Origin of the sequence: Citrobacter sp. Cpo074 (assembly GCF_030332745.1) — a bacterium.
GTDB classification, from domain to species: domain Bacteria; phylum Pseudomonadota; class Gammaproteobacteria; order Enterobacterales; family Enterobacteriaceae; genus Citrobacter; species Citrobacter portucalensis.
In genome coordinates this window covers 128,340-150,047 of sequence record NZ_JAOWHG010000026.1, presented here as the reverse complement: position 1 = coordinate 150,047, position 21,708 = coordinate 128,340, and the positions used below count along the sequence as shown (strand labels likewise).

The following is a 21,708-nucleotide window of genomic DNA, read 5'->3' as shown; positions in this document are numbered from 1 at the left end:
TTTATGGCTATAACACCCCCATTTTTTCCACTATTTTTTAAAACCATGAAAGGCTATATTTCAATCAATTACAGAACAATTATCAGGCAAGATGGCGCTTAAATTTAATAAACAACTTATCAAATTTAATTATATTTTAATGATTATGGCGATTAAATAACGTTATGCATCACATTTTTTCGCCATATTTGTTTGTAAAGAAACATTGCATTTATTAAAATTCAATCTAAAAAACACAAACAATTATCATATGCAACATTATATTAACACTGATTTTGTGCGATTTATTAGCAAGTAATTTTGTGATGGCGATCGATTGCGTTCGATTATTCTCGAGAAAAACGTATCGCACAGCGTTTTGTGTTGGTCGTCACAAAATTAGAAATATCCACCGACACATTCCCCTCAGATAAAAGAAATTTGGTGCATAAATAATAGGGATATAAAAATTAGATAGGAAGGAAATAAGCGCCTGCATCCTCGAAAACCAATCTCAATGCTCGCTGTAAAACCTCTGCCGGATGGCGGTGTAAACACCTTATCCGGCCTACAAAACCAGTCTCTCCCCCAGTAGGCCTGATAAGCACAGCGCCATCAGGCATGGCAACCGCCCAGAAAGCAAAAACCCCGCCGAAGCGGGGTTTTATAAAGAGTGAAGCTGACCGATAAGCCGCGTTCTTTTGAGCATAGCGTCGTGGACAGTCATTCATCTGGCTTACCCAGAAAGCAAAAACCCCGCCGAAGCGGGGTTTTATAAAGAGTGAAGCTGACCGATAAGCCGGGTTCTGTCGTGGACAGTCATTCATCTAGGCCAGCAATCGCTCACTGGCTCAAGCAGCCTACCCGGGTTCAGTACGGGCCGTACCTTGTGAACCCCTATTTGGCCTTGCTCCGGGTGGAGTTTACCGTGCCACGGACTGTTACCAGCCGCGCGGTGCGCTCTTACCGCACCCTTTCACCCTTACCTGATCCCACTTGCGTGGGCCATCGGCGGTTTGCTCTCTGTTGCACTGGTCGTGGGTTTCCCCCCCAGGCGTTACCTGGCACCCTGCCCTATGGAGCCCGGACTTTCCTCCCCTCCGCCCGTCTCCCCCGAAGAGGACGACGACGAAGCGGCGACTGTCTGGTCAGCTTCGGCGCGCAGTATAGAGGGTTTGCGGGGCAATGTCACCCCGCACTGCGCATTCCTATCGCTAACGTGGCAGCGATGTTTCTTGAGGCGCGATAAATATTATCAAATGCCCCACGGAAGGCCTCTTCCAGCGTGCTGATGCTGGTCAATACGCTAAACACCGCATCGATACCATATTGATGCACTACCTCCACATCGCGCGTCAGGCTGCCGCCAATACCAATAACCGGCTTGTGGTACTTCTTCGCGACATTCGCCACGCCTACCGGCACTTTGCCGTGAATGCTCTGGCTGTCGATCCGCCCTTCGCCGGTCACCACCAGCGTACAGTCGTGAATATGCTCTTCCAGATTGAGCGCCTGGGTCACAATCTCGATACCGCTGCGCAGCTCGGCGCCTAAAAAAGCCATTAATGCCGCGCCCATTCCACCTGCCGCACCGGAGCCTGGCACATCTTTCACATCGACCCGCAGCGATTTTTTAATGATGTCGGCATAATGAGACAGATTACGGTCCAGTTCGAGAATGCGTTCTTCCGTCGCCCCTTTCTGCGGGCCAAAAATGCGCGAAGCGCCAGAATCGCCGATGAGTGGATTAGTCACATCACAGGCCACGCGAATGGAACAGGTTTTTAAGCGCGGATCCAGACCCGAGATATCGATGGAGTTCAGACTCATCAGGCTTCCACCACCATAGCCAATTTCTGTCCCGTTGGCGTCGCAAAGTTTTGCCCCCAGCGCCTGCACCATACCCGCGCCACCGTCGTTGGTGGCACTGCCGCCGATGCCAATAATGATGCTCTGCGCACCGCTATCCAGCGCCTGCAAAATCAGCTCTCCGGTACCGCGTGACGTAGTGACTAAAGGGTTGCGCTTTTCAGGAGGCACCAACGCCAGACCGCTGGCTGCCGCCATTTCGATAAACGCAGTTTTACCATCTCCAGACATGCCCCAGCAGGCATTCACTTTTTCGCCCAGCGGCCCCGTTACTTGCGCTGAATGTTCACTCCCTTGCGTCGCGGCAATCATGGCTTCAACCGTTCCTTCGCCGCCATCGGCAACCGGAACAGAAACATATTGCGCATCGGGGAAAATTTCCCGAAATCCTTTTTCTATTGCCTGAGCTACCTCGGTGGCAGAAAGGCTTTCTTTATAAGAGTCTGGGGCAATTACGATTTTCATAGTTATGTAGCCTGACTGTGCCGCGCAAGGCAAGAAATACAGGGCGCACATCCGCGCCCTTCTTGTTAGCGAGTGACTTCCACTTTCGCCAGTTTTTCGTAGTAGCATGCGAGCGCACTGTGATCGGCAGTACCCAATCCATCTGCGCGTAGCGCCTGCATCATCTCCATGACTGCTGCAGTCAGCGGCAACTGAGCGCCAACGCCATGAGAGGTATCCAGCGCGTTCGCCAGGTCTTTGATATGCAGGTCAATACGGAAACCTGGTTTAAAGTTGCGATCCATCACCATCGGCGCTTTCGCATCCAGCACGGTGCTGCCTGCCAGCCCGCCACGGATCGCCTGATACACCAGATCCGGATTCACACCCGCTTTGGTCGCCAGCGTCAGCGCTTCAGACATCGCGGCAATGTTCAGCGCCACAATCACCTGATTCGCCAGCTTGGTGACGTTACCCGCGCCAATTTCACCGGTATGCACCACGGAGCCTGCCATCGCTTTCAGCAGATCGTAGTACTTGTCGAAAATCGCTTTATCGCCGCCGACCATCACCGACAACGTGCCGTCAATCGCTTTTGGCTCGCCGCCGCTGACCGGCGCATCCAGCATATCCACGCCTTTCGCTTTCAGCGCGTCGCTAATTTCACGGCTGGCCAACGGTGCAATGGAGCTCATGTCGATAAGCACTGTGCCCGGTTTCGCCCCTTCAATAATGCCGCCTTCACCCAGTGCCACTTCCTTAACATGCGGAGAGTTCGGCAGCATGGTGATGATCACATCACACTGCTCAGCGATATCTTTCGCCGTGGCGGCAGTTTCAGCGCCTGCGGCAATTACTTCCGCAATGGATTCCGGGTTACGGTCAGCAACCACCAGCGAGTAACCTGCCTTGAGGAGGTTTTTACTCATTGGTTTACCCATAATACCGAGGCCAATAAAACCAACTTTCATTGTCATGTCTTTATCTCTCTCTACTGTCGATGGTGGTTATTTCTTAAAAGAATCAGCCAGTTTCTGCGTGGCTGAACGGAACACGCCAAGGTCGCTGCCAACGGCAACAAACGTCGCGCCCCACTCCAGATAACGACGCGCATCCGCCTCTACCGGGGCCAGAATGCCGCTTGGTTTGCCGTGTGCTTTCGCGCGGGCAAAAATGTGCTGGATAGCTTTCTGCACATCAGGATGTGACGCATTGCCGAGGTGACCTAGCGCCGCAGCCAGATCGCTTGGTCCGACGAAGACACCGTCAACGCCTTCTGTCGCCGCGATTGCGTCAACGTTATCAACGCCCTGCTGACTTTCGATCTGCACGATGATGGTGATGTTCTTATTCGACTGCGCAAAGTAGTCCGGTACGGTGCCAAACATATTGGCGCGATGGGATACGGACACGCCGCGAATACCTTCCGGCGGATAGCGGGTCGACGCCACAGCGTTAACCGCTTCTTCTTCCGTCTCAACGAACGGGATCAGGAAGTTGTAAAACCCGATATCCAGCAGACGCTTGATAATTACCGGCTCGTTGGTTGGTACACGCACTACCGCCGCGCTGTCGCTGCCTTTCAGCGCCATCAATTGCGGAATAAACGTCGAGATATCATTCGGCGCATGTTCGCCATCCAGTACCAGCCAGTCAAAACCTGCCAGGCCTAAAACTTCGGTACTGATTGGGCTGGCCAATGCAGACCAGCAGCCAATCTGAATTTGTTGCGCCGCGAGGGCCGCTTTAAACTTATTCGGGAAAATCGTGTTATTCATCGCCTATACCTTTGTTTATTTCTGCAATTCCATACGTTTAATGTCACCGACAATAAACAGGTAGCAAACCATTGCCATCAGCGCCGAGCACCCTACAAACATCAGCGCAGCATTAAATGAGTGCAGCTCGCTCACCAGATACCCAATCACCAGCGGGGTGACGATGGAAGCCACGTTGCCAAATACGTTAAATACCCCACCGCACAGACCGACAATCTCTTTCGGCGCGGTATCGGAAATCACCGGCCAACCCAGCGCGCCGAAACCTTTACCGAAGAACGCCAGCGCCATCAGCGCCACCACAAGAGCGGTATTATCGGTGTAGTTACACAGAATAATGGTCGATGCGAGCAACATGCCGAGCACTATCGGCAGCTTACGCGCCAGGGTAATGCTGAAACCACGTTTAATCAGATAATCGGAGAACACGCCGCCGAGCACGCCACCGAAAAACCCGCACAGTGCCGGAATCGAAGCCACCAGGCCCACTTTCAGAATCGACATACCTTTTTCCTGAACCAGGTAAATCGGGAACCAGGTGAGAAAAAACCAGGTAATTGTGTTGATAAAATACTGGCCAAAGAACACACCAAGCATCATACGATTTGTCAGCAACTGCTTGATATAATGCAGTTTAGGACCACCTGACTTCACATCGCCCGGTTTTTTATGGTCCATATCCACGACCGCGCCGTTTTCAGAGATAAACTTCAACTCTTCTTGCGACATGCGCGGGTGATCGGTTGGGTTATGAATAAACTTTACCCACAGTCCGGTAAGCACAAAACCAATCACGCCCATCACGGTAAAGACGTGCTCCCAGCCCCAGGCGAAGGTCAGCCAGCCGAGCAGCGGGGAAAACAGCGCCAGGGAGAAATACTGTGCGGAGTTAAAAATCGCGGATGCCGTGCCACGCTCTTTCGTTGGGAACCAGGCCGCCACGATACGGGCATTAGCCGGGAAGGATGGCGCTTCCGAGAAGCCCAGCATAAAGCGCATGATGAACATTGAAATCCCCGCCCAGGCCAGCGGGAACATGTCCACAAAGCCCTGCAGGAAGGTAAACAGTGACCAGAAGAACAAACTGTAGGTGTAGACTTTCTTCGAGCCGAATTTATCCAGCAGCCAGCCGCCGGGGATTTGCATCAACAGGTAAGCCCAGCCGAAGGCGGAGAAAATGTAACCCATTGAGATGGCGCTGAGATGTAACTCTTTCGCCACTTCAGTTCCGGCAATAGACAGCGTCGCACGGTCCGCATAGTTAACGGCTGTAACAATAAATATTATCAGCAATATTAAATAACGGGTGTGCGTACCTTTCTTTTTCTCGACAACTGTATCCAATATCATTCTATTTACCTCGGGCACATAAAAGGTTTTTATTATTATTTTGTGGGTATTTCTCGTGATAAATTACCGATAATAAAAATAGATAATAATTTATCAGACGTTATGAAACCGTGATTTAGTATAATCATCAGCACAACGTTAATCATTGTGCAAGCGCTCATTAAATACACGTTATTAAATTAATGTTTTGGGCATATGCACACAAGCATGGGCGCTAATGCACACATTTACGTATTGCTACCACTGGTAACGCGGCCTTGCTGAGTTTAAGTGATCATCGTCACATTCTTCACGTTAAACTCCTGACATTCTTATTTCACGATACCGAATCTTTATTACTTACAATTAGATTCAAAATATAAATATCCACTCTATTATCACCACCTTGTTGGAGAATACTGGACAATGGCCGACATCGAAATCAGACAAGAATCGCCAACGGCGTTTTATATTAAAGTTCACGAAACAGATAATGTGGCGATAATTGTCAATGACAATGGTCTGAAAGCCGGAACGCGTTTTCCGGACGGACTGGAACTCATTGAACATATTCCCCAGGGTCATAAAGTGGCGCTATTGGATATTCCTGTTCATGGCGAAATCGTGCGTTATGGCGAAGTGATAGGCTATGCCGTTCGCGATATCCCACGCGGCAGCTGGATTGATGAATCAATGGTTGAGCTGCCCAAAGCCCCGCCGCTGGAGACGCTGCCGCTGGCAACTAAAGTGCCAGAGCCGCTGCCGCCTCTTGAGGGTTATACCTTTGAAGGTTACCGCAATGCTGACGGTAGCGTTGGTACCAAAAATCTACTCGGTATCTCCACCAGCGTGCACTGCGTAGCGGGCGTGGTGGATTATGTGGTGAAAATCATTGAGCGCGATCTGCTGCCTAAATACCCGAACGTCGACGGTGTGGTGGGGCTCAATCACCTGTACGGTTGCGGCGTGGCGATCAATGCTCCAGCCGCCATCGTGCCGATTCGCACCATTCACAATATTGCGCTTAACCCGAATTTTGGCGGTGAAGTGATGGTCATCGGCCTCGGTTGCGAAAAACTGCAGCCAGAGCGGCTGCTGGAAGGCACGCACGATGTGAAAAGTATTCCGGTCGACAGCGCCAGTATCGTCAGCCTGCAGGATGAAAAGCACGTCGGCTTTCAATCGATGGTCACCGATATTCTGCAAGTGGCCGAACGTCATCTGGCAAAACTCAATCAGCGCCAACGTGAAACCTGCCCGGCTTCAGAACTGGTGGTCGGCATGCAGTGCGGCGGTAGCGATGCGTTTTCCGGCGTGACGGCCAACCCAGCGGTGGGTTATGCCTCCGACCTGTTAGTACGCTGCGGCGCGACCGTAATGTTCTCTGAAGTAACCGAAGTGCGCGATGCCATCCACCTTCTGACCCCACGTGCGATTAACGAAGAAGTAGGTAAACGCCTGCTCGAAGAGATGGCCTGGTACGATAACTACCTTGATATGGGCAAAACGGATCGCAGCGCCAACCCTTCTCCTGGCAACAAGAAAGGCGGTCTGGCAAACGTGGTGGAAAAGGCGCTGGGTTCGATTGCCAAGTCTGGCAAGAGCGCGATTGTCGAAGTATTGTCGCCGGGTCAGCGTCCAACCAAACGTGGCCTGATTTACGCTGCAACCCCCGCCAGTGATTTTGTTTGCGGTACACAGCAGGTCGCTTCCGGGATCACCGTGCAGGTGTTCACTACCGGTCGCGGTACGCCATATGGCCTGATGGCCGTGCCGGTGATTAAAATGGCGACACGCACCGAGCTGGCCAACCGTTGGTTTGACCTGATGGACATTAACGCGGGCACCATCGCCACCGGAGAAGAAACCATTGAAGACGTGGGTCTGAAACTGTTCGAATTTATTCTCGACGTTGCCAGCGGGCGTAAGAAAACCTTCTCGGATCAGTGGGGACTGCATAACCAGCTGGCGGTGTTTAACCCGGCGCCAGTGACCTGATTATCGAAACGAAAGCCAACGAAAAAACGGGGATTTATCCCCGTTTTTTATGTCTATGTAACAACAAATAAAGTGATAACGTTCTCATTTTAAGAGGTTTTTTCAAACATCTGTTTTTTTCGATTCAAACCTACAAAATGAACCTAACAATATGAAATTAAACGAAATAATGTCACCATTGTTTTATGTTATATTTTCGTTTTGATAAAAGAGAAACCTACCGAAAGACGACCTTGTTTTAATGCGATAATCCCCTATTTTTTACCGCTTTGACTTTCTCCGATGTAAAACAGATTATTCATAGGCTCCTGTAATTTACCTCATAAGCATTCTGACCTGAATAAAGAGGGAAGTTATGTATACCCTGAATAAAAATAATGTCGCATTGGCCTGTCTTATTTCCTGTTTACTGGCAACTCCTGTCGTCGCGAGTGCTGAAGGCCAATCGGACGCAAAGCCTGTTAAATTACGCTACACGTTATGGGACCGTAATCAACTCCCTGGCGAACAACAGCTCGTTAATGAATTCGAAAAAAACAACCCTGGCATCAAAGTCGAAATTGAATTAACACCTTATGACCAATATTTTATCAAGCTAAGTTCAGCAGTCGGCGGAAATGTAGCACCGGATGTATTCTGGATGAATATGCCTAATTTCCAGCAATATGTTAAAAATGGCATGCTGGAACCACTGAGCAATTATCTGAAAGAGAAATCAGCGCCGAAACTGGATGATTTTGTTAAAAGTTCAGTCGATGCCTATCAATACCAGTCGCAGCAATATGCCATCCCAAGGGATATTGATGCAATTGCCGTCTGGTACAACAAAAAAATGTTCGATCAGGCTGGCGTGAGCTATCCCGATAAAAACTGGACATGGGACGATTTAAAACAAAAATCAGTGCAGTTGCGTAAAGGGCTGGATAAACAGTCTTATCCACTGGCAATGGAATTCAGCAGCGGACAGGACAGTTATTTTAACCTGCTATTACAGGCTGGCGATAAGATTGTCCTGCCTGAGGGCAAAACGGATGTTGCCAATGACAAAGCCATCGCCGTCTATCGCGATGTTCAAGGCATGCTGAACGCGGGACTAATCCAACCGCCAGGCGAGATGGAAGCCTCGGATGTCTTCCAGTCAAACCGGGCTGCCATGGTCTACGCAGGCTCATGGTGGGCATTACCCTTCTCTCAAAATGAGCTGATTAAGGATCACATCGGCGTGGTACCAATGCCTAAAATGGCAGAGCAGGCAGGTGTATCCCATAGCCTGGCATTTGCCATGTCAGCAAAAAGTCAGCATAAAGATGCGGCGTGGAAGTTCATTGAGTTCATGAGTTCTGAGCATGCGCAGCAGACGCTGGCTACGGGAAAAGTCGTGATCCCCGCTAACCAAAAAGTGGCCAAAGAGTGGGCTGAAGGCTTTAAGGGTATTGATGTTTCAGCCTATATCGATTCATTGGCTTTCTCACATAAATATCCAACCGCAGGCTCCAATACCGCCAAGTGGAATAGCATTCTGAATGATGGCTTGAAAAAAGTCTGGACGGGTACTGACCCAGAAAAAGTCATGCCTGGTGTTGCAAAACGCGTTGAACGAGAAATGCAGAAATAATCCTGAGGGAGCCATGCTCCCTCTCGCTTTCGCCCACGCAATATATTTTGGTTGCACAGTGAGCATCCCGGAGTCTGTATGAGCTATTCAGATGAAGCTGCATCCCCACAATTACCAGCCAGGGAAGTGCACAAAAAATCCCTGACCAAGCTGGAAAAAGAAGAACGCTTCTGGGGATGGATAATGATTATGCCGTTACTGGCGGGGTTAATTGTTTTTTACTTTACTCCATTCTTCCAGAACGTTTTTTATAGTTTCACCGACCTGGGCGAGTTTCAGATCTGGACGACGATCAGCTTAGATAACTATATTAATTTATTCAGCGATGATGAGTTTCGTTCAGCAATATATAACACCCTGGCCTATGTTTTTATTTGCGTACCGATAATCACCGTTTTGTCATTACTGCTCGCAATTGGCCTGAATCAGGCGATTCGCGGTCAGTGGTTGTTTCGCACGCTGTTATTTCTACCCGCTGTCACTATGCCTGCGGCCATTGCTATGGTCTGGCAGTGGTTGATGAACCGAAACTTCGGCTTAATTAATCAGATCCTGGCTTTTTTCGATCTTCCGGCCATCGGTTGGTTATCCGATCCCGATGTCGTCCGCCTGAGCGCCTCGTTGGTTATCATCTGGTCGGCTATTGCGCTGAAGATGATCATTCTGCTCGCTGGATTGCAGGGGATCCCCAAACAAATTTATGAAGCGATGTCGCTGGATGGCATCAGCAAATTGCGTGGATTCTGGTCTATTACCTTACCGCTAATGATCCCAACGCTGTTTTTCGTACTGGTGATCTCTTTTATCGAAACGCTGCAAATTTTCGATGTGGTTTATCTGCTGTTTGGCAGTTCATCCATGGTGGACGATCAGACGATGACCATCGCCTATCTCTTCTATAAATACGCCTTTATCTACCATGAAAAAGGGTATGCCTCAGCAATCGCCGTGGTGATTTTCGTTATCACGATGGTCCTGACGCTGCTGCAAATATGGATTGGTAAACGACTTAAAGCACAGTGAGGCACCACGATGTTCATGACAAAACGTGAAAAATGGCTAATTTACGGCCTGATGATCCTCGCGACGCTGGTAACGGTGGTTCCGTTTATCTGGATGATCATCACCTCTTTTAAAACCCAGGCAGAAAGCATCGCCTTTCCGCCGATCCTGCTACCCGCCAACCCAGGGTTTCAGGCTTACGGTAAAATCTTGCATGAAATGCCTTTTGGCAGCTTTTACTTTAACTCGATCGTCTCCACGCTGGTCATCGTCATTTTGCAGACGCTGATTGCGGCAATGGCAGCGTACGGTTTCTCCCGACTGCGTTTCAAAGGACGAGATGTCCTGTTTATGCTGTGTATTTCAATTCTGATGGTGCCCGGTCAGATCTTTTTAATCCCACAGTTTTTAACCGTTGAAAAAATCGGTTTGCTGAACTCAATTCCTGGACTGGTGTTACCGGGTTTATTCAGCATATATAGCGCCTTTTTATTACGTCAGTTTTTTCTGTCAGTACCTAAAGAACTGGAAGAGGCAGCCATTATGGATGGGTATAACCATCTGACTATTTTCTTCAAAATTATGCTGCCATTAATTAAACCGGGACTGATTGCCTGCGTCATTATTAACGGACTGTGGAGCTGGAATAATTTAATGTGGCCACTGATCGTCAACACCTCCATGGATAAAATGACATTACCAGTAGGATTAGCCTCACTTTCTGGCCGTTCAGGCGTGGAATATCCGATGTTAATGGCGGGCGCATTGCTGGCGATTATCCCGATGTTGTTACTTTATATCTTCTTCCAGCGCTATTTTATTCGCGGCATCGCTGGTGCCGGAATTAAAGGATAAGGGGCAGTGTTATGTCAGGTATTCAATTACAGGCAGTAAGCAAAGTCTATCCCAATGGCTTTCAGGCGATCCATGGCGTTGATCTTGAAATCCACGACGGCGAATTCATGGTGTTTGTCGGGCCATCAGGCTGCGCCAAATCAACGCTGCTACGCATGATTGCAGGTCTGGAAGATATCACTCATGGCCATATCGCAATCGGAGAGAAGTGCGTCAACGACCTGCTACCAAAGGAGCGAGGCGTTGCCATGGTCTTCCAGAATTATGCCCTCTATCCCCACATGACGATTTATAAAAATATGGCATTCAGTCTGTTAGGGAAAATGAGCAAAGAAGAGATTGATATCCGCGTCCGGGAAGCTGCACACAAGCTGGAAATCGAAACATTGCTCGACAAAAAGCCCGGTCAGCTTTCAGGCGGTCAATGCCAGCGAGTAGCCGTTGGCAGGGCCATCGTGCGTAAGCCAGACGTTTTTTTGTTTGATGAGCCGCTGTCCAACCTGGATGCAAAACTGCGTGTTTCAATGCGCGTGCGGCTGACAGAACTGCATCGACAACTGCGTTACGAAGGCGTGAGCGCAACCATGGTGTACGTCACGCACGATCAGATTGAAGCGATGACGATGGGAGACAGAATTTGCGTTCTAAATGGCGGTCGTATTATGCAGGTGGATACCCCAGGGAATATTTACCATCACCCCAGGAATAAATTTGTTGCTGGTTTTATTGGTAATCCGGCAATGAATATTATGCTGCTTGATATTGACCCCAGCACTCGTGGCCTGCGCCTGGCTGATAATTTAATCCTGCCATTAAATACGCGCTTGAGTAACCTACTGGAGCAATATCCGCACTCCAGCGTCTGGTTTGGCATCCGCTCAGAGGCCATTCAGTTAGCCTCGCAGCATGATGCCTCTGCGTTCGATGCGCACATTACCAACGTAGAAAGGATGGGCAACGAAGACCTTCTGCATTTTGATATTGGTGAGCAACATATGATCTTACGTATTAACTCCTCACCCGACTGGACCCCACTTCCCGGTGAATCTATCAAAGTGAATTTTAATCTGGAAGCCGCCTTTTTGTTTGATAAAAAACATGAAGAAAATTTGGCCTGACCGTTATTCAGGCTAAGTGAAAAATGAGAGGTTTATATGTGTGCGAATAAAGTGACCGTATTAGTGGTAGGGGCTGGTGCGCGCGGAGAAATATATTCTCGCTATGCGCTTGAACATCCAGACAGAATGCAGGTGGTAGGCGTTGCCGAGCCCAGAGAGGCATACCGCCAGCAGTTTGTCGCACAGCATAAGATTGACCCAAATAACGTGTTTTGCGACTGGCAAGAAGCTGCGGCCCAACCCAAAATGGCCGATGTGGTACTTATTTGCACGCAGGATAATATGCACAAAGATCCTGCCGTGGCGTTTGCTAATCTCGGCTATCACATTCTGCTGGAAAAACCGCTCGCCCCTACGCCAGAAGATTGCCGGATCATTATTGATGCGGTCAAACGCAACAACGTATTACTGGCCGTCGCGCACGTCCTGCGTTACACCCGCTATACGCAAAAGCTGAAATCACTGCTTGATGATGGCGTAATTGGCGATATTGTCAGCATGCAGCATCTCGAACCCGTAGGTTACTGGCATCAGGCGCACTCGTTTGTACGTGGTAACTGGCGCAATGAAGCAGAATCGTCATTTATGTTGTTACAGAAATCCTGTCATGATTTGGACTGGATCCGCTACATCATGAGCGACAACTGCCAGGACGTAGGATCATTTGGTAGCCTGAGTCACTTTGTGAAAGAGAATCAGCCTGCTGGTGCCGCCGACCGCTGCCTTGATTGTCAGGTTGAATCAACCTGTCCCTGGTCTGCCTGCAAAATTTATCTGGGTGAAAACCACAAATGCACTCCACACTTCCGTCGGGTGCTGACTGCAGATCCTAGCGAAGAGAATGTTCGCCAGGCGCTGCGCGATGGGCCTTATGGTCGTTGCGTTTATCGTTGTGATAATGATGTGGTGGATCATCAGGTTGTTAACTTACGTTTTGCCCACCAGCAGACAGTGACCTTTACCATGACCGCGTTTACCAAAATGGAAGATCGAAAAACGCGCCTGTTTGGTACCAGAGGTTATCTGGAAGGCGATGGCGAGCAGATCCGGGTGTTTGATTTCCTGACAGACAAAGAAACAGTGCATCAGATCGAGGAGATCGCCGCTGGCACACAAACCCAGATGGGGGGGCATGGTGGTGGCGATTACTACCTGATGGATCGCTTCATCCACGCAGTGATGGCCAACGATCAAAATATGATCCTTTCTGGCCCGGATGAATCACTGGAAAGTCACTTAATGGTCTTTGCCGCAGAGCGCGCTCGCAAGGAAAACTGTCTGGTTACGCTGTGAAGCCGGAGGAGATGAGGCATGTTTTACGGTGTTGATATTGGTGGAACCAAAACTGAAATTGTCGCTTTTGATAAGGAAATGCAGGTTTGCTGGCGTAAGCGCGTCGCCACGCCAGTGCAGGATTATGAACTCTTTCTTTCGACCTTTACTTCACTTATTGATACCGCCGACTGGGCGACTGGAACGCAAGGAAAAATTGGCATCGGCATGCCCGGTCTTATGGACAGACATACCGGAAAATTACTGTCATCTAACGTGCCTTGCCTCACAGGACGCCAGGTGATGAACGATCTGGCCCACCGCCTCAATCGTTCGGTTGAACTGGACAATGACTGCTGCTGTTTTGCACTCTCGGAAGCCCATACCCAGCAGGCTCGCCAGTTCTCCCGAATTTTTGGTGCCATTATTGGCACCGGCATGGGTGGAGGGTTAGTCATTGACGGTCAGTTGTATCGGGGTCGCAACCGAATGGCCAGTGAGTTCGGCCATTTACCGCTTCCGGCAACGTTTATGCGTCGTTATCACTTGCCGGAGTTGAAGTGCGGCTGTGGCTTACAAGGGTGTCTGGAACGCTATCAATCCGGTCCTGGTTTACTGTGGCTCCACAAACACTTCAGTGGAGAACAACTCAAAATGGAGACCCTGCTGGAGCATTATCGTCATGGCAATGCCAGCGCCGTTACAACCATAGAAGCATGGATTGATATGTTGGGTTGTACGCTGGCGCAATTGCAGTTGATTCTGGATGTCGATGCTTTTGTTCTCGGCGGTGGAGTTTCCAACATCGAGGAAATTTATACGTTGCTGCCGCAGGCCATGTCACGTTACTTGTTCCCGGGATTAGAGCCTGCCCGCGTATTCCCGGCCATCCATGGTGCATCCAGCGGGGTTCGCGGTGCCGCATTGCTGCTGGTTGAACAGGGTACGCTGACCCACTAAAACACTGCTGGCGAGAAAATCTCGCCAGCAGTTTCAGTTATTCATCCGCAATCACCACATCCACCCCAAGCTGGATTAACGTCCGGTGATAATTTTCAGGGATACCGCTGTCGGTAATCACCCGGTCAATCCCGCTGATTTCGCTAATCATACAGAAACTTTTGCGGCCAAACTTGCTGGAGTCAGCGACTACCGTGACCTCCTGTGCAACCTCACACATTACCTGATTCAGATGCGCTTCTCCCGGATGTGGCGTGGTTATCCCTGCTTCCAGGCAGAATCCATCAACGCCCAAAAAAAGCTTATCAAACCGGTATTGTCTGAGCTGGTGTTCTGCTGAAGGGCCATACAATGAATAGACGCTTTGCCTGACGTTCCCTCCCAGGATCATGACGTCTACGCGCTCAAAATTCGCCAGCTCCCACGCAATGTTGAGCGCATTGGTCATCACCACCAGATCGCGGCGATTCTTTAGCATTGGAGGAATGAGCGTGGTGGTCGAACCGGAATCGAGGATTAACGTGTCACCATCTTTCACAAAGCTGGCTGCTTTTTCGGCAATACGCGTTTTCACATCGCGATTCAGCCGGTCCTTATCCTGCAAAGGCCGGTCAAGGGCAAAGTGCTGATTGAGAACCGCCCCGCCGTAGGAGCGCATGACGCATCCTTTCTGCTCCAGATAACGTAAGTCGTTGCGGATCGTGACCGATGACACACCAAAATGGACGCTCAGTGGCTCGACACGAACGCTACCCTGATCGCACAGCAGATCAATTATTTGCTCGCGACGTCTTAAGTTATCCAGCATTTCTATTGCTCCATCAAATATTCATGTTGTTTTGTTTTAGCGCTTTAGCACTTTCGTTTTCTTTTGAATATATTACATCAGAAGCAATAAGGTGAATTTGTGCGCACAGACTCAGCGTTTAATTTAACCAAAACTGACTATTTTCTTTCGTTTTAGCAAACCGAAACGAAGAAAACCGAAAAAATGAAAAGACTCAAAACGAGTAAGATGCGAGAAAGAGACGGGAAGCATGCAAAAAAACGAAAGCGAGCAACTAAAAAAGCTCGCTTATAGTTTGTTTTTGTTTAATTGAATGGGATCACATTTTTGAATTTTAGAGCGGGACTACTCAACAATGATCACTTCAACACCGCTGCGGCGTAGTTCCTGCAAACTTTCCTCTGGGATACCTTCATCAACAATGATGGTATGGATCCTCTGGGTATCAATGATCTTATGCAGGCTGGAGCGGTTAAACTTCGTCGAGTCGGTAACAACAATAATACGTTCAGCCACTTCACACATCCGACGGTTGAGACGCGCTTCATCTTCGTTGTGCGTGCTAACACCACGCTCTAAATCAATAGCATCAACGCCAAGAAACAGCATGTCGAAGTGATAATTTTGTAGCGACTGCTCAGCCTGATCGCCATAAAACGATTGTGACTGACGACGCAAATGACCGCCGGTCATCAGCAGCTCAACCCCTTCGGCTTCCAGTAGCGCATTGGCGACATTCATACCGTTGGTCATAGCAATGACATTAGTATGCTGGCGCATCAGGCGGGCAATTTCATAGGTCGTGGTACCGGAGTCAAGGATCACGCGGTGTCCCGGTTGAATCAACTCTGCGGCAGCTCTGGCAATACTGCGTTTTACTGCCGTATTAAGTGAACTCTTATCTTCAACAGAAGGCTCCACAACAGGTGCATTGCTTTCGCAAATCAGCGCTCCGCCATAGGCACGTACCGCAATCCCCTGCTTTTCCAGAAAAGCGAGGTCGTTGCGAATAGTGACCGTGGAGACGCCAAAAAATAAGGAGAGATCGTTAACCTGAACGCTTCCCTGCTGCCGTAACCGCTGGATGATCTGCTCACGTCTTTCGCTGGTGCCAATAACGCGCTTGTCTGCAGAGGACTCGGTGTTACTCATAAGAAATCCTTTAGTTGAACCTTTCGTTTTATTTCGTTTTGTCTATTAACGCCTTTCTTTTGCGCGAATGCAAGCCCCGCAAGCAGGGAAGAGCCGGACGAACTTACGCTGAAACCTTTCATTGTGTTTCTTTTGTGAAACAGATCGGAAAACTATTATCTTTCGTTTTATTTTTATAACACCATGATGCAGTATTAAATGAAACAAAACGAAAGATTGATGTCGCAGTAATCTGACCTGGAGAGGAAAGTGAAACATCTAACTAAAATGGTCGAGCAGCATAAACGGGGGAAGGCAAACGGGATTTATGCCGTTTGTTCCGCGCATCCAATCGTACTGGAAGCCGCAATACGCTACGCCCATGCAAACCATACACCGCTGTTGATCGAAGCAACCTCTAATCAGGTTGACCAGTTTGGTGGCTATACAGGTATGACACCAGCCGATTTTCGCAGTTTTGTCTGCCGATTAGCCGACTCGCTTGATTTTTCTCAGGATATGCTGATTCTCGGCGGAGACCATCTCGGGCCAAACCGTTGGCAAAATCTGCCTGCGGAACAGGCAATGGCCAATGCTGACGATCTGATCAAGAGCTATGTCGCCGCAGGCTTTAAAAAAATCCACCTCGATTGCAGCATGTCTTGTGCCAACGACCCGGTTCCACTGACGGATGAAATCGTCGCTGAGCGCGCCGCACGCCTGGCCAAAGTCGCCGAAGAAACCTGTATGGCACATTTTGGCGAGTCTGACCTGGTCTATGTGATTGGCACAGAAGTTCCGGTTCCTGGTGGCGCACACGAAGCGTTAACCGAACTGGCGGTAACAACGCCGGATGCCGCACGTGCAACGCTGCAGGCCCACTATCACGCCTTTGAAAAGCGCGGGCTGGAAGGTATATGGGCACGTATTATCGCCCTGGTCGTGCAACCTGGCGTTGAATTCGACCACACGCACATCATTGATTATCAACCGCAGAAAGCCGTGGCACTCAGCAAAATGGTGGAAGACTACGACACGCTGGTTTTTGAAGCGCATTCTACCGATTACCAAACGCCACAGTCCTTGCGCCAACTGGTGATAGACCACTTCGCTATTCTGAAAGTGGGACCCGCGCTTACCTTCGCCCTGCGCGAAGCGCTGTTTTCGTTAGCTGCCATTGAAGAAGAATTGCTGCCTGCAAAAGCCAGCTCAGGCCTGCGACATGTGCTGGAAAGCGTAATGCTTGATAGACCAGAGTACTGGCAGAGCCATTATCACGGTGATGGCAACGCACGCCGTCTGGCCCGTGGATACAGCTACTCTGATCGGGTTCGTTACTACTGGCCGGACAGCCAGATTGATGAAGCATTTGAACGTCTGGTACGTAACCTGGCGGACGACCCCATTCCACTACCGCTGATTAGCCAGTATTTACCCTTGCAGTACGTAAAAGTGCGCGAGGGAGATCTCAGCGCCACGCCGCGAGAACTCATCATTAACCATATTCAGGACATACTGCAGCAATATCACTGCGCCTGCCTGGGTGCTCCAGATCGTAACGCATAACAAAAAAGAGAAAAATACCATGCCAAACATTGTATTAAGTCGCATTGATGAACGTCTGATTCACGGTCAGGTTGGTGTGCAATGGGTCGGGTTTGCGGGGGCAAACCTGGTGCTGGTCGCTAATGATGAGGTGGCTGAAGATCCAGTGCAGCAAAACCTGATGGAAATGGTACTGGCAGAAGGGATCGCCGTACGCTTCTGGTCACTACAAAAAGTGATCGACAATATTCACCGTGCCGCCGATCGCCAGAAAATTCTGCTGGTCTGCAAATCGCCTGCGGATTTCTTCCGTCTGGTCGAAGGCGGTGTTCCTGTTAACCGTATCAACGTTGGCAATATGCACTACGCCAACGGCAAGCAACAAATCGCCAAAACGGTTTCTGTAGACGCTGCCGATATTACGGCGTTCAACGGGCTTAAAGCCGCTGGAGTGGAATGCTTCGTTCAGGGCGTTCCAACAGAACCCGCCCAGGACCTCTATAAACTTCTCTGAGGGATTCACAATGGAAATCAGTCTGTTGCAGGCTTTTGCGTTGGGTATTCTCGCCTTTATTGCAGGCCTGGATATGTTCAACGGGTTAACGCACATGCACCGCCCGGTTGTTCTCGGGCCGCTGGTCGGCCTGATTCTGGGCGACCTGCATACCGGTATTTTAACAGGTGGTACGCTGGAACTGGTGTGGATGGGTCTTGCCCCACTGGCGGGAGCTCAACCGCCAAACGTGATTATCGGCACTATCGTGGGAACCACGTTTGCCATAACGACCGGAGTGAAACCTGAAGTTGCCGTAGGTGTGGCGGTACCGTTCGCTGTAGCAGTACAGATGGGGATTACCTTCCTGTTCTCTGTGATGTCCGGGGTGATGGCTCGCTGCGATCGCATGGCAGCGAATGCCGATACCGCCGGGATTGAGAGGGTCAACTATCTGGCGTTGCTCGCGTTGGGGACCTTCTACTTCTTATGCGCGTTCCTGCCGATTTACTTTGGCGCGGAACATGCCAAAACCGCGATAGATGTTCTGCCGACGCGTCTGATTGACGGCCTGGGTGTGGCAGGCGGCATCATGCCAGCTATCGGCTTCGCCGTACTGCTGAAAATCATGATGAAAAACGTCTATATCCCCTACTTCATCCTGGGTTTTGTAGCCGCAGCCTGGCTCAAACTCCCTGTGCTGGCGATCGCCGCCGCAGCACTGGCAATGGCGCTGATCGATTTTCTGCGTAAATCACCTGAACCTACAGCTCCCGCAGCACAAAAAGAGGAATTCGAAGATGGCATCTAATCAAACTGCTCTGCCGAACGTTTCCGAAACCGAAGAAACGCTGCTGTCCGGCACCAATGAAAACGTCTACGAAGACCAGAATATCGGTGCCGAGCTGACGAAAAAAGATATCAACCGTGTTGCCTGGCGTTCAATGCTGTTGCAGGCCTCTTTTAACTACGAACGTATGCAGGCATCAGGATGGCTGTACGGCCTGTTACCTGCTCTGAAAAAGATCCATACCAATAAGCGCGATCTGGCGCGTTCGATGAAAGGCCATATGGGCTTCTTCAACACGCACCCGTTCCTGGTCACGTTTGTTATCGGGATTATCCTGGCGATGGAACGCTCCAAGCAGGATGTGAACAGTATTCAAAGCACCAAGATTGCCGTGGGTGCGCCGCTTGGCGGTATCGGCGATGCCATGTTCTGGTTAACGTTACTGCCTATTTGCGGCGGTATCGGGGCCAGCCTGGCGCTGCAAGGCTCTATTCTTGGCGCAGTTGTCTTTATTGTTATGTTCAACGTGGTTCATCTTGGTCTGCGCTTTGGGCTGGCACACTATGCTTATCGAATGGGCGTTGCTGCCATTCCGCTGATTAAAGCTAACACCAAAAAGGTTGGACATGCGGCATCCATCGTTGGGATGACGGTGATTGGTGCGCTGGTAGCGACCTATGTTCGCCTGAGCACTACGCTGGAAATCACTGCTGGCGATGCGGTAGTGAAACTGCAAACAGACGTGATAGACAAGCTGATGCCTGCTTTTTTACCGCTGGTCTACACATTAACCATGTTCTGGCTGGTCCGCCGTGGCTGGAGTCCTCTGCGCCTTATCGCCATTACCGTGGTGCTCGGCGTCGTAGGTAAGTTCTGTCATTTCCTGTAAATATAAGGGGTTGTAGATGTTAGGTATTATTTTGACGGGTCATGGCGGGTTTGCCAGCGGAATGGAAAAAGCGATGAAACAGATTCTGGGTGAGCAGACTCAGTTCATTGCCATCGACTTTCCGGAAACCTCAACCACTGCCTTGCTCACCTCACAACTTGAACAGGCGGTGGGTGAACTGGATGCGCAGCAAGACATCGTGTTTCTGACTGATTTGTTGGGCGGAACACCATTTCGCGTCGCTTCCACACTAGCCATGCAAAGGCAAGGTACCGAAGTGATCACCGGTACCAATCTACAACTGCTACTGGAGATGGTGCTGGAGCGCGACGACCTGAGCAGCGAAGCGTTTCGTTTGCAGGCGCTGGAGTGCGGGCACCGGGGTTTAACCAGCCTGGTGGACGAGCTGGGACGCTGCCGTGAGGAAAAGCCCGTTGAGGAAGGGATATGACACTGCTACTGCGCGCCAGACGTCTACTGACCGAACAGGGCTGGCTGGACGATCATCAATTGCATGTTGAAGACGGTATCATTGCGGCAATTGAGCCAATTCCTTCCGGCGTTATGGTCCGGGATGCTGAACTGCTCTGTCCGGCATACATTGATACCCACGTACACGGGGGCGCGGGTGCCGATGTGATGGATGAAGCACCGGATACGCTCGACAAACTGGCGATGCACAAAGCGCGTGAAGGGGTAGCCAACTGGCTACCCACTACCGTCACCGCTCCATTACCGGATATTCACAAGGCGCTTGAGCGTATCGCCCATCGCTACCATTCCGGAGGGCCCGGCGCACAGGTGCTGGGCAGTTATCTTGAAGGCCCATACTTTACGCCGCAGAACAAAGGGGCGCACCCGCCTGAGCTTTTCAGAGAACTGGAACTCAGTGAACTGGATGAACTAATTGCGATTTCCCAGCAAACATTGCGCATCGTTGCGCTGGCACCAGAAAAACCCGGTGCATTGCAGGCCATCGAACATCTGAAGCAGCGCAACGTACGGGTGATGCTGGGACACAGCGCAGCGACCTGGGAACAAACCCGCGCGGCCTTTGACGCCGGCGCTGACGGACTGGTTCACTGCTACAACGGTATGACCGGCTTACATCATCGGGAGCCAGGCATGGTTGGCGCAGGATTAACCGACTCTCGCGCCTGGCTGGAACTTATCGCTGACGGACACCATGTCCACCCGGCGGCCATGAAGCTCTGCTGCTGTTGCGCCAAAGACAGGCTGGTGCTGATCACCGATGCCATGCAGGCTGCAGGAATGCCAGACGGGCGCTATACGCTCTGCGGTGAGGAAGTAGAAATGCACAGTGGTATTGTGCGTACCGCTTCCGGTGGCCTGGCTGGTAGCACGCTCTCGGTTGATGCCGCCGTACGTAATATGGTCAAGCTCACCGGGATAACGGCAGAAGAGGCAATTCATATGGCCTCTCTCCACCCCGCACGTCTGTTGGGTATCGATCGCCAACTGGGATCGCTAGCAGTGGGAAAACGGGCCGACGCGATCGCGCTTAATAGCGGGCTGCATTTACAACAGATCTGGATTCAGGGTCAGGCTCTCCCCCTTTGACCTTTCATTTTGTCTCGTGTTGGCCTGCGGTCTTCGATCGCAAGGCCTTTCTTTTCCTTTCGCTTGAGTAAATACCTAACCATCCTACAACAAGCCTACTTCTTATAGATCAATAAGATAACCACACCTTTCGTTCTCACGATCACAAATTTCGTTTTATTTCCTTTTGGATTATTGCTCTTTCGATTTCTTTCCTATAGATTTTAATCAATCGACAAGATGAACAAGTGAAACGAAACGAAAGATAGCGACATTCTCGCCAGCGTCTTATGT

The 21,708-nt window shown here is 50.2% G+C and carries 19 protein-coding genes and 1 other RNA gene; 13 read left to right on the top strand and 7 right to left on the bottom strand.

Features of this window, described 5'->3' with window-relative positions; translation table 11 throughout:
- Positions 1 to 758: 758 nt before the first annotated feature.
- The 5 genes from rnpB to garP all read right to left on the bottom strand — a co-directional run bounded on the left by rnpB (position 759) and on the right by garP (position 5,420).
- An RNA gene (gene rnpB / locus OGX83_RS04410) (RNase P RNA component class A) lies at positions 759 to 1,135 on the bottom strand.
- A gap of 32 nt (positions 1,136 to 1,167) precedes the next feature.
- Positions 1,168 to 2,313, bottom strand: coding sequence for a glycerate 2-kinase (gene garK / locus OGX83_RS04405; protein ID WP_032934186.1), 1,146 nt, complete (start codon positions 2,311 to 2,313; stop codon positions 1,168 to 1,170).
- 65 nt (positions 2,314 to 2,378) lie between these two features.
- Positions 2,379 to 3,269 carry a 2-hydroxy-3-oxopropionate reductase gene (gene garR, locus OGX83_RS04400; RefSeq protein ID WP_003828600.1) on the bottom strand — a complete coding sequence of 297 codons (891 nt, stop codon included), beginning with the start codon at positions 3,267 to 3,269 and terminating at the stop codon, positions 2,379 to 2,381.
- 30 nt (positions 3,270 to 3,299) lie between these two features.
- Positions 3,300 to 4,070, bottom strand: a complete 771-nt coding sequence (gene garL, locus OGX83_RS04395) for a 2-dehydro-3-deoxyglucarate aldolase (RefSeq protein ID WP_008785889.1) — start codon at positions 4,068 to 4,070, stop codon at positions 3,300 to 3,302.
- A gap of 15 nt (positions 4,071 to 4,085) precedes the next feature.
- Positions 4,086 to 5,420: a galactarate/glucarate/glycerate transporter GarP gene (gene garP / locus OGX83_RS04390; protein WP_008785890.1), complete on the bottom strand. Its 1,335-nt coding sequence runs from the start codon at positions 5,418 to 5,420 to the stop codon at positions 4,086 to 4,088.
- 405 nt (positions 5,421 to 5,825) lie between these two features.
- Between garP and garD the strand changes: the two genes are divergently transcribed.
- The 7 genes from garD to OGX83_RS04355 all read left to right on the top strand — a co-directional run bounded on the left by garD (position 5,826) and on the right by OGX83_RS04355 (position 14,219).
- A complete protein-coding gene (garD, locus tag OGX83_RS04385) occupies positions 5,826 to 7,397 on the top strand; it encodes a galactarate dehydratase (protein WP_057067637.1) in 1,572 nt (523 codons plus the stop codon).
- 355 nt (positions 7,398 to 7,752) lie between these two features.
- The gene (locus OGX83_RS04380) at positions 7,753 to 9,012 is read left to right on the top strand and encodes an ABC transporter substrate-binding protein (protein WP_048225679.1); all 1,260 of its coding nucleotides are present in this window, start codon (positions 7,753 to 7,755) and stop codon (positions 9,010 to 9,012) included.
- Positions 9,013 to 9,090: 78 nt separating this feature from the next.
- The gene (locus OGX83_RS04375) at positions 9,091 to 10,035 is read left to right on the top strand and encodes a carbohydrate ABC transporter permease (protein ID WP_048236826.1); all 945 of its coding nucleotides are present in this window, start codon (positions 9,091 to 9,093) and stop codon (positions 10,033 to 10,035) included.
- A gap of 9 nt (positions 10,036 to 10,044) precedes the next feature.
- The gene (locus OGX83_RS04370; protein WP_003024907.1) at positions 10,045 to 10,869 is read left to right on the top strand and encodes a carbohydrate ABC transporter permease; all 825 of its coding nucleotides are present in this window, start codon (positions 10,045 to 10,047) and stop codon (positions 10,867 to 10,869) included.
- Positions 10,870 to 10,880: 11 nt separating this feature from the next.
- Positions 10,881 to 11,987: an ABC transporter ATP-binding protein gene (locus OGX83_RS04365; RefSeq protein WP_111464749.1), complete on the top strand. Its 1,107-nt coding sequence runs from the start codon at positions 10,881 to 10,883 to the stop codon at positions 11,985 to 11,987.
- 36 nt (positions 11,988 to 12,023) lie between these two features.
- Positions 12,024 to 13,280 (top strand): Gfo/Idh/MocA family protein, encoded by a 1,257-nt coding sequence (locus tag OGX83_RS04360; protein WP_048236827.1) that lies wholly within the window; start codon positions 12,024 to 12,026, stop codon positions 13,278 to 13,280.
- An 18-nt stretch (positions 13,281 to 13,298) separates the two neighbouring features.
- Positions 13,299 to 14,219 (top strand): ROK family protein, encoded by a 921-nt coding sequence (locus OGX83_RS04355; RefSeq protein WP_008785896.1) that lies wholly within the window; start codon positions 13,299 to 13,301, stop codon positions 14,217 to 14,219.
- A 37-nt stretch (positions 14,220 to 14,256) separates the two neighbouring features.
- Here OGX83_RS04355 and agaR read toward each other — a convergent pair whose 3' ends face one another.
- Positions 14,257 to 15,027, bottom strand: coding sequence for a transcriptional repressor AgaR (agaR, locus tag OGX83_RS04350; RefSeq protein ID WP_003024920.1), 771 nt, complete (start codon positions 15,025 to 15,027; stop codon positions 14,257 to 14,259).
- A gap of 324 nt (positions 15,028 to 15,351) precedes the next feature.
- Positions 15,352 to 16,158, bottom strand: a complete 807-nt coding sequence (locus OGX83_RS04345; RefSeq protein ID WP_003024922.1) for a DeoR family transcriptional regulator — start codon at positions 16,156 to 16,158, stop codon at positions 15,352 to 15,354.
- 249 nt (positions 16,159 to 16,407) lie between these two features.
- Here OGX83_RS04345 and kbaZ point away from each other — a divergent pair, with 249 nt between their 5' ends.
- From kbaZ to nagA, 6 genes are read left to right on the top strand one after another with little or no spacing between them, the layout of a single operon-like run.
- Positions 16,408 to 17,703 (top strand): tagatose-bisphosphate aldolase subunit KbaZ, encoded by a 1,296-nt coding sequence (gene kbaZ / locus OGX83_RS04340; RefSeq protein WP_020996349.1) that lies wholly within the window; start codon positions 16,408 to 16,410, stop codon positions 17,701 to 17,703.
- A gap of 19 nt (positions 17,704 to 17,722) precedes the next feature.
- Positions 17,723 to 18,196: a PTS N-acetylgalactosamine transporter subunit IIB gene (gene agaV / locus OGX83_RS04335; protein WP_003024925.1), complete on the top strand. Its 474-nt coding sequence runs from the start codon at positions 17,723 to 17,725 to the stop codon at positions 18,194 to 18,196.
- 10 nt (positions 18,197 to 18,206) lie between these two features.
- A complete protein-coding gene (gene agaW / locus OGX83_RS04330; protein WP_003839998.1) occupies positions 18,207 to 18,986 on the top strand; it encodes a PTS N-acetylgalactosamine transporter subunit IIC in 780 nt (259 codons plus the stop codon).
- On the top strand, positions 18,976 to 19,854 hold the full coding sequence (gene agaE, locus OGX83_RS04325) for a PTS N-acetylgalactosamine transporter subunit IID (RefSeq protein ID WP_003024929.1): 879 nt from the start codon (positions 18,976 to 18,978) through the stop codon (positions 19,852 to 19,854). The genes agaW and agaE overlap by 11 nt, the downstream gene beginning before the upstream one ends.
- A 16-nt stretch (positions 19,855 to 19,870) precedes the next feature.
- A complete protein-coding gene (gene agaF, locus OGX83_RS04320) occupies positions 19,871 to 20,305 on the top strand; it encodes a PTS galactosamine/N-acetylgalactosamine transporter subunit IIA (protein WP_008785899.1) in 435 nt (144 codons plus the stop codon).
- On the top strand, positions 20,302 to 21,435 hold the full coding sequence (gene nagA, locus OGX83_RS04315; protein ID WP_286587414.1) for an N-acetylglucosamine-6-phosphate deacetylase: 1,134 nt from the start codon (positions 20,302 to 20,304) through the stop codon (positions 21,433 to 21,435). The genes agaF and nagA overlap by 4 nt, the downstream gene beginning before the upstream one ends.
- Positions 21,436 to 21,708 lie beyond the last annotated feature (273 nt).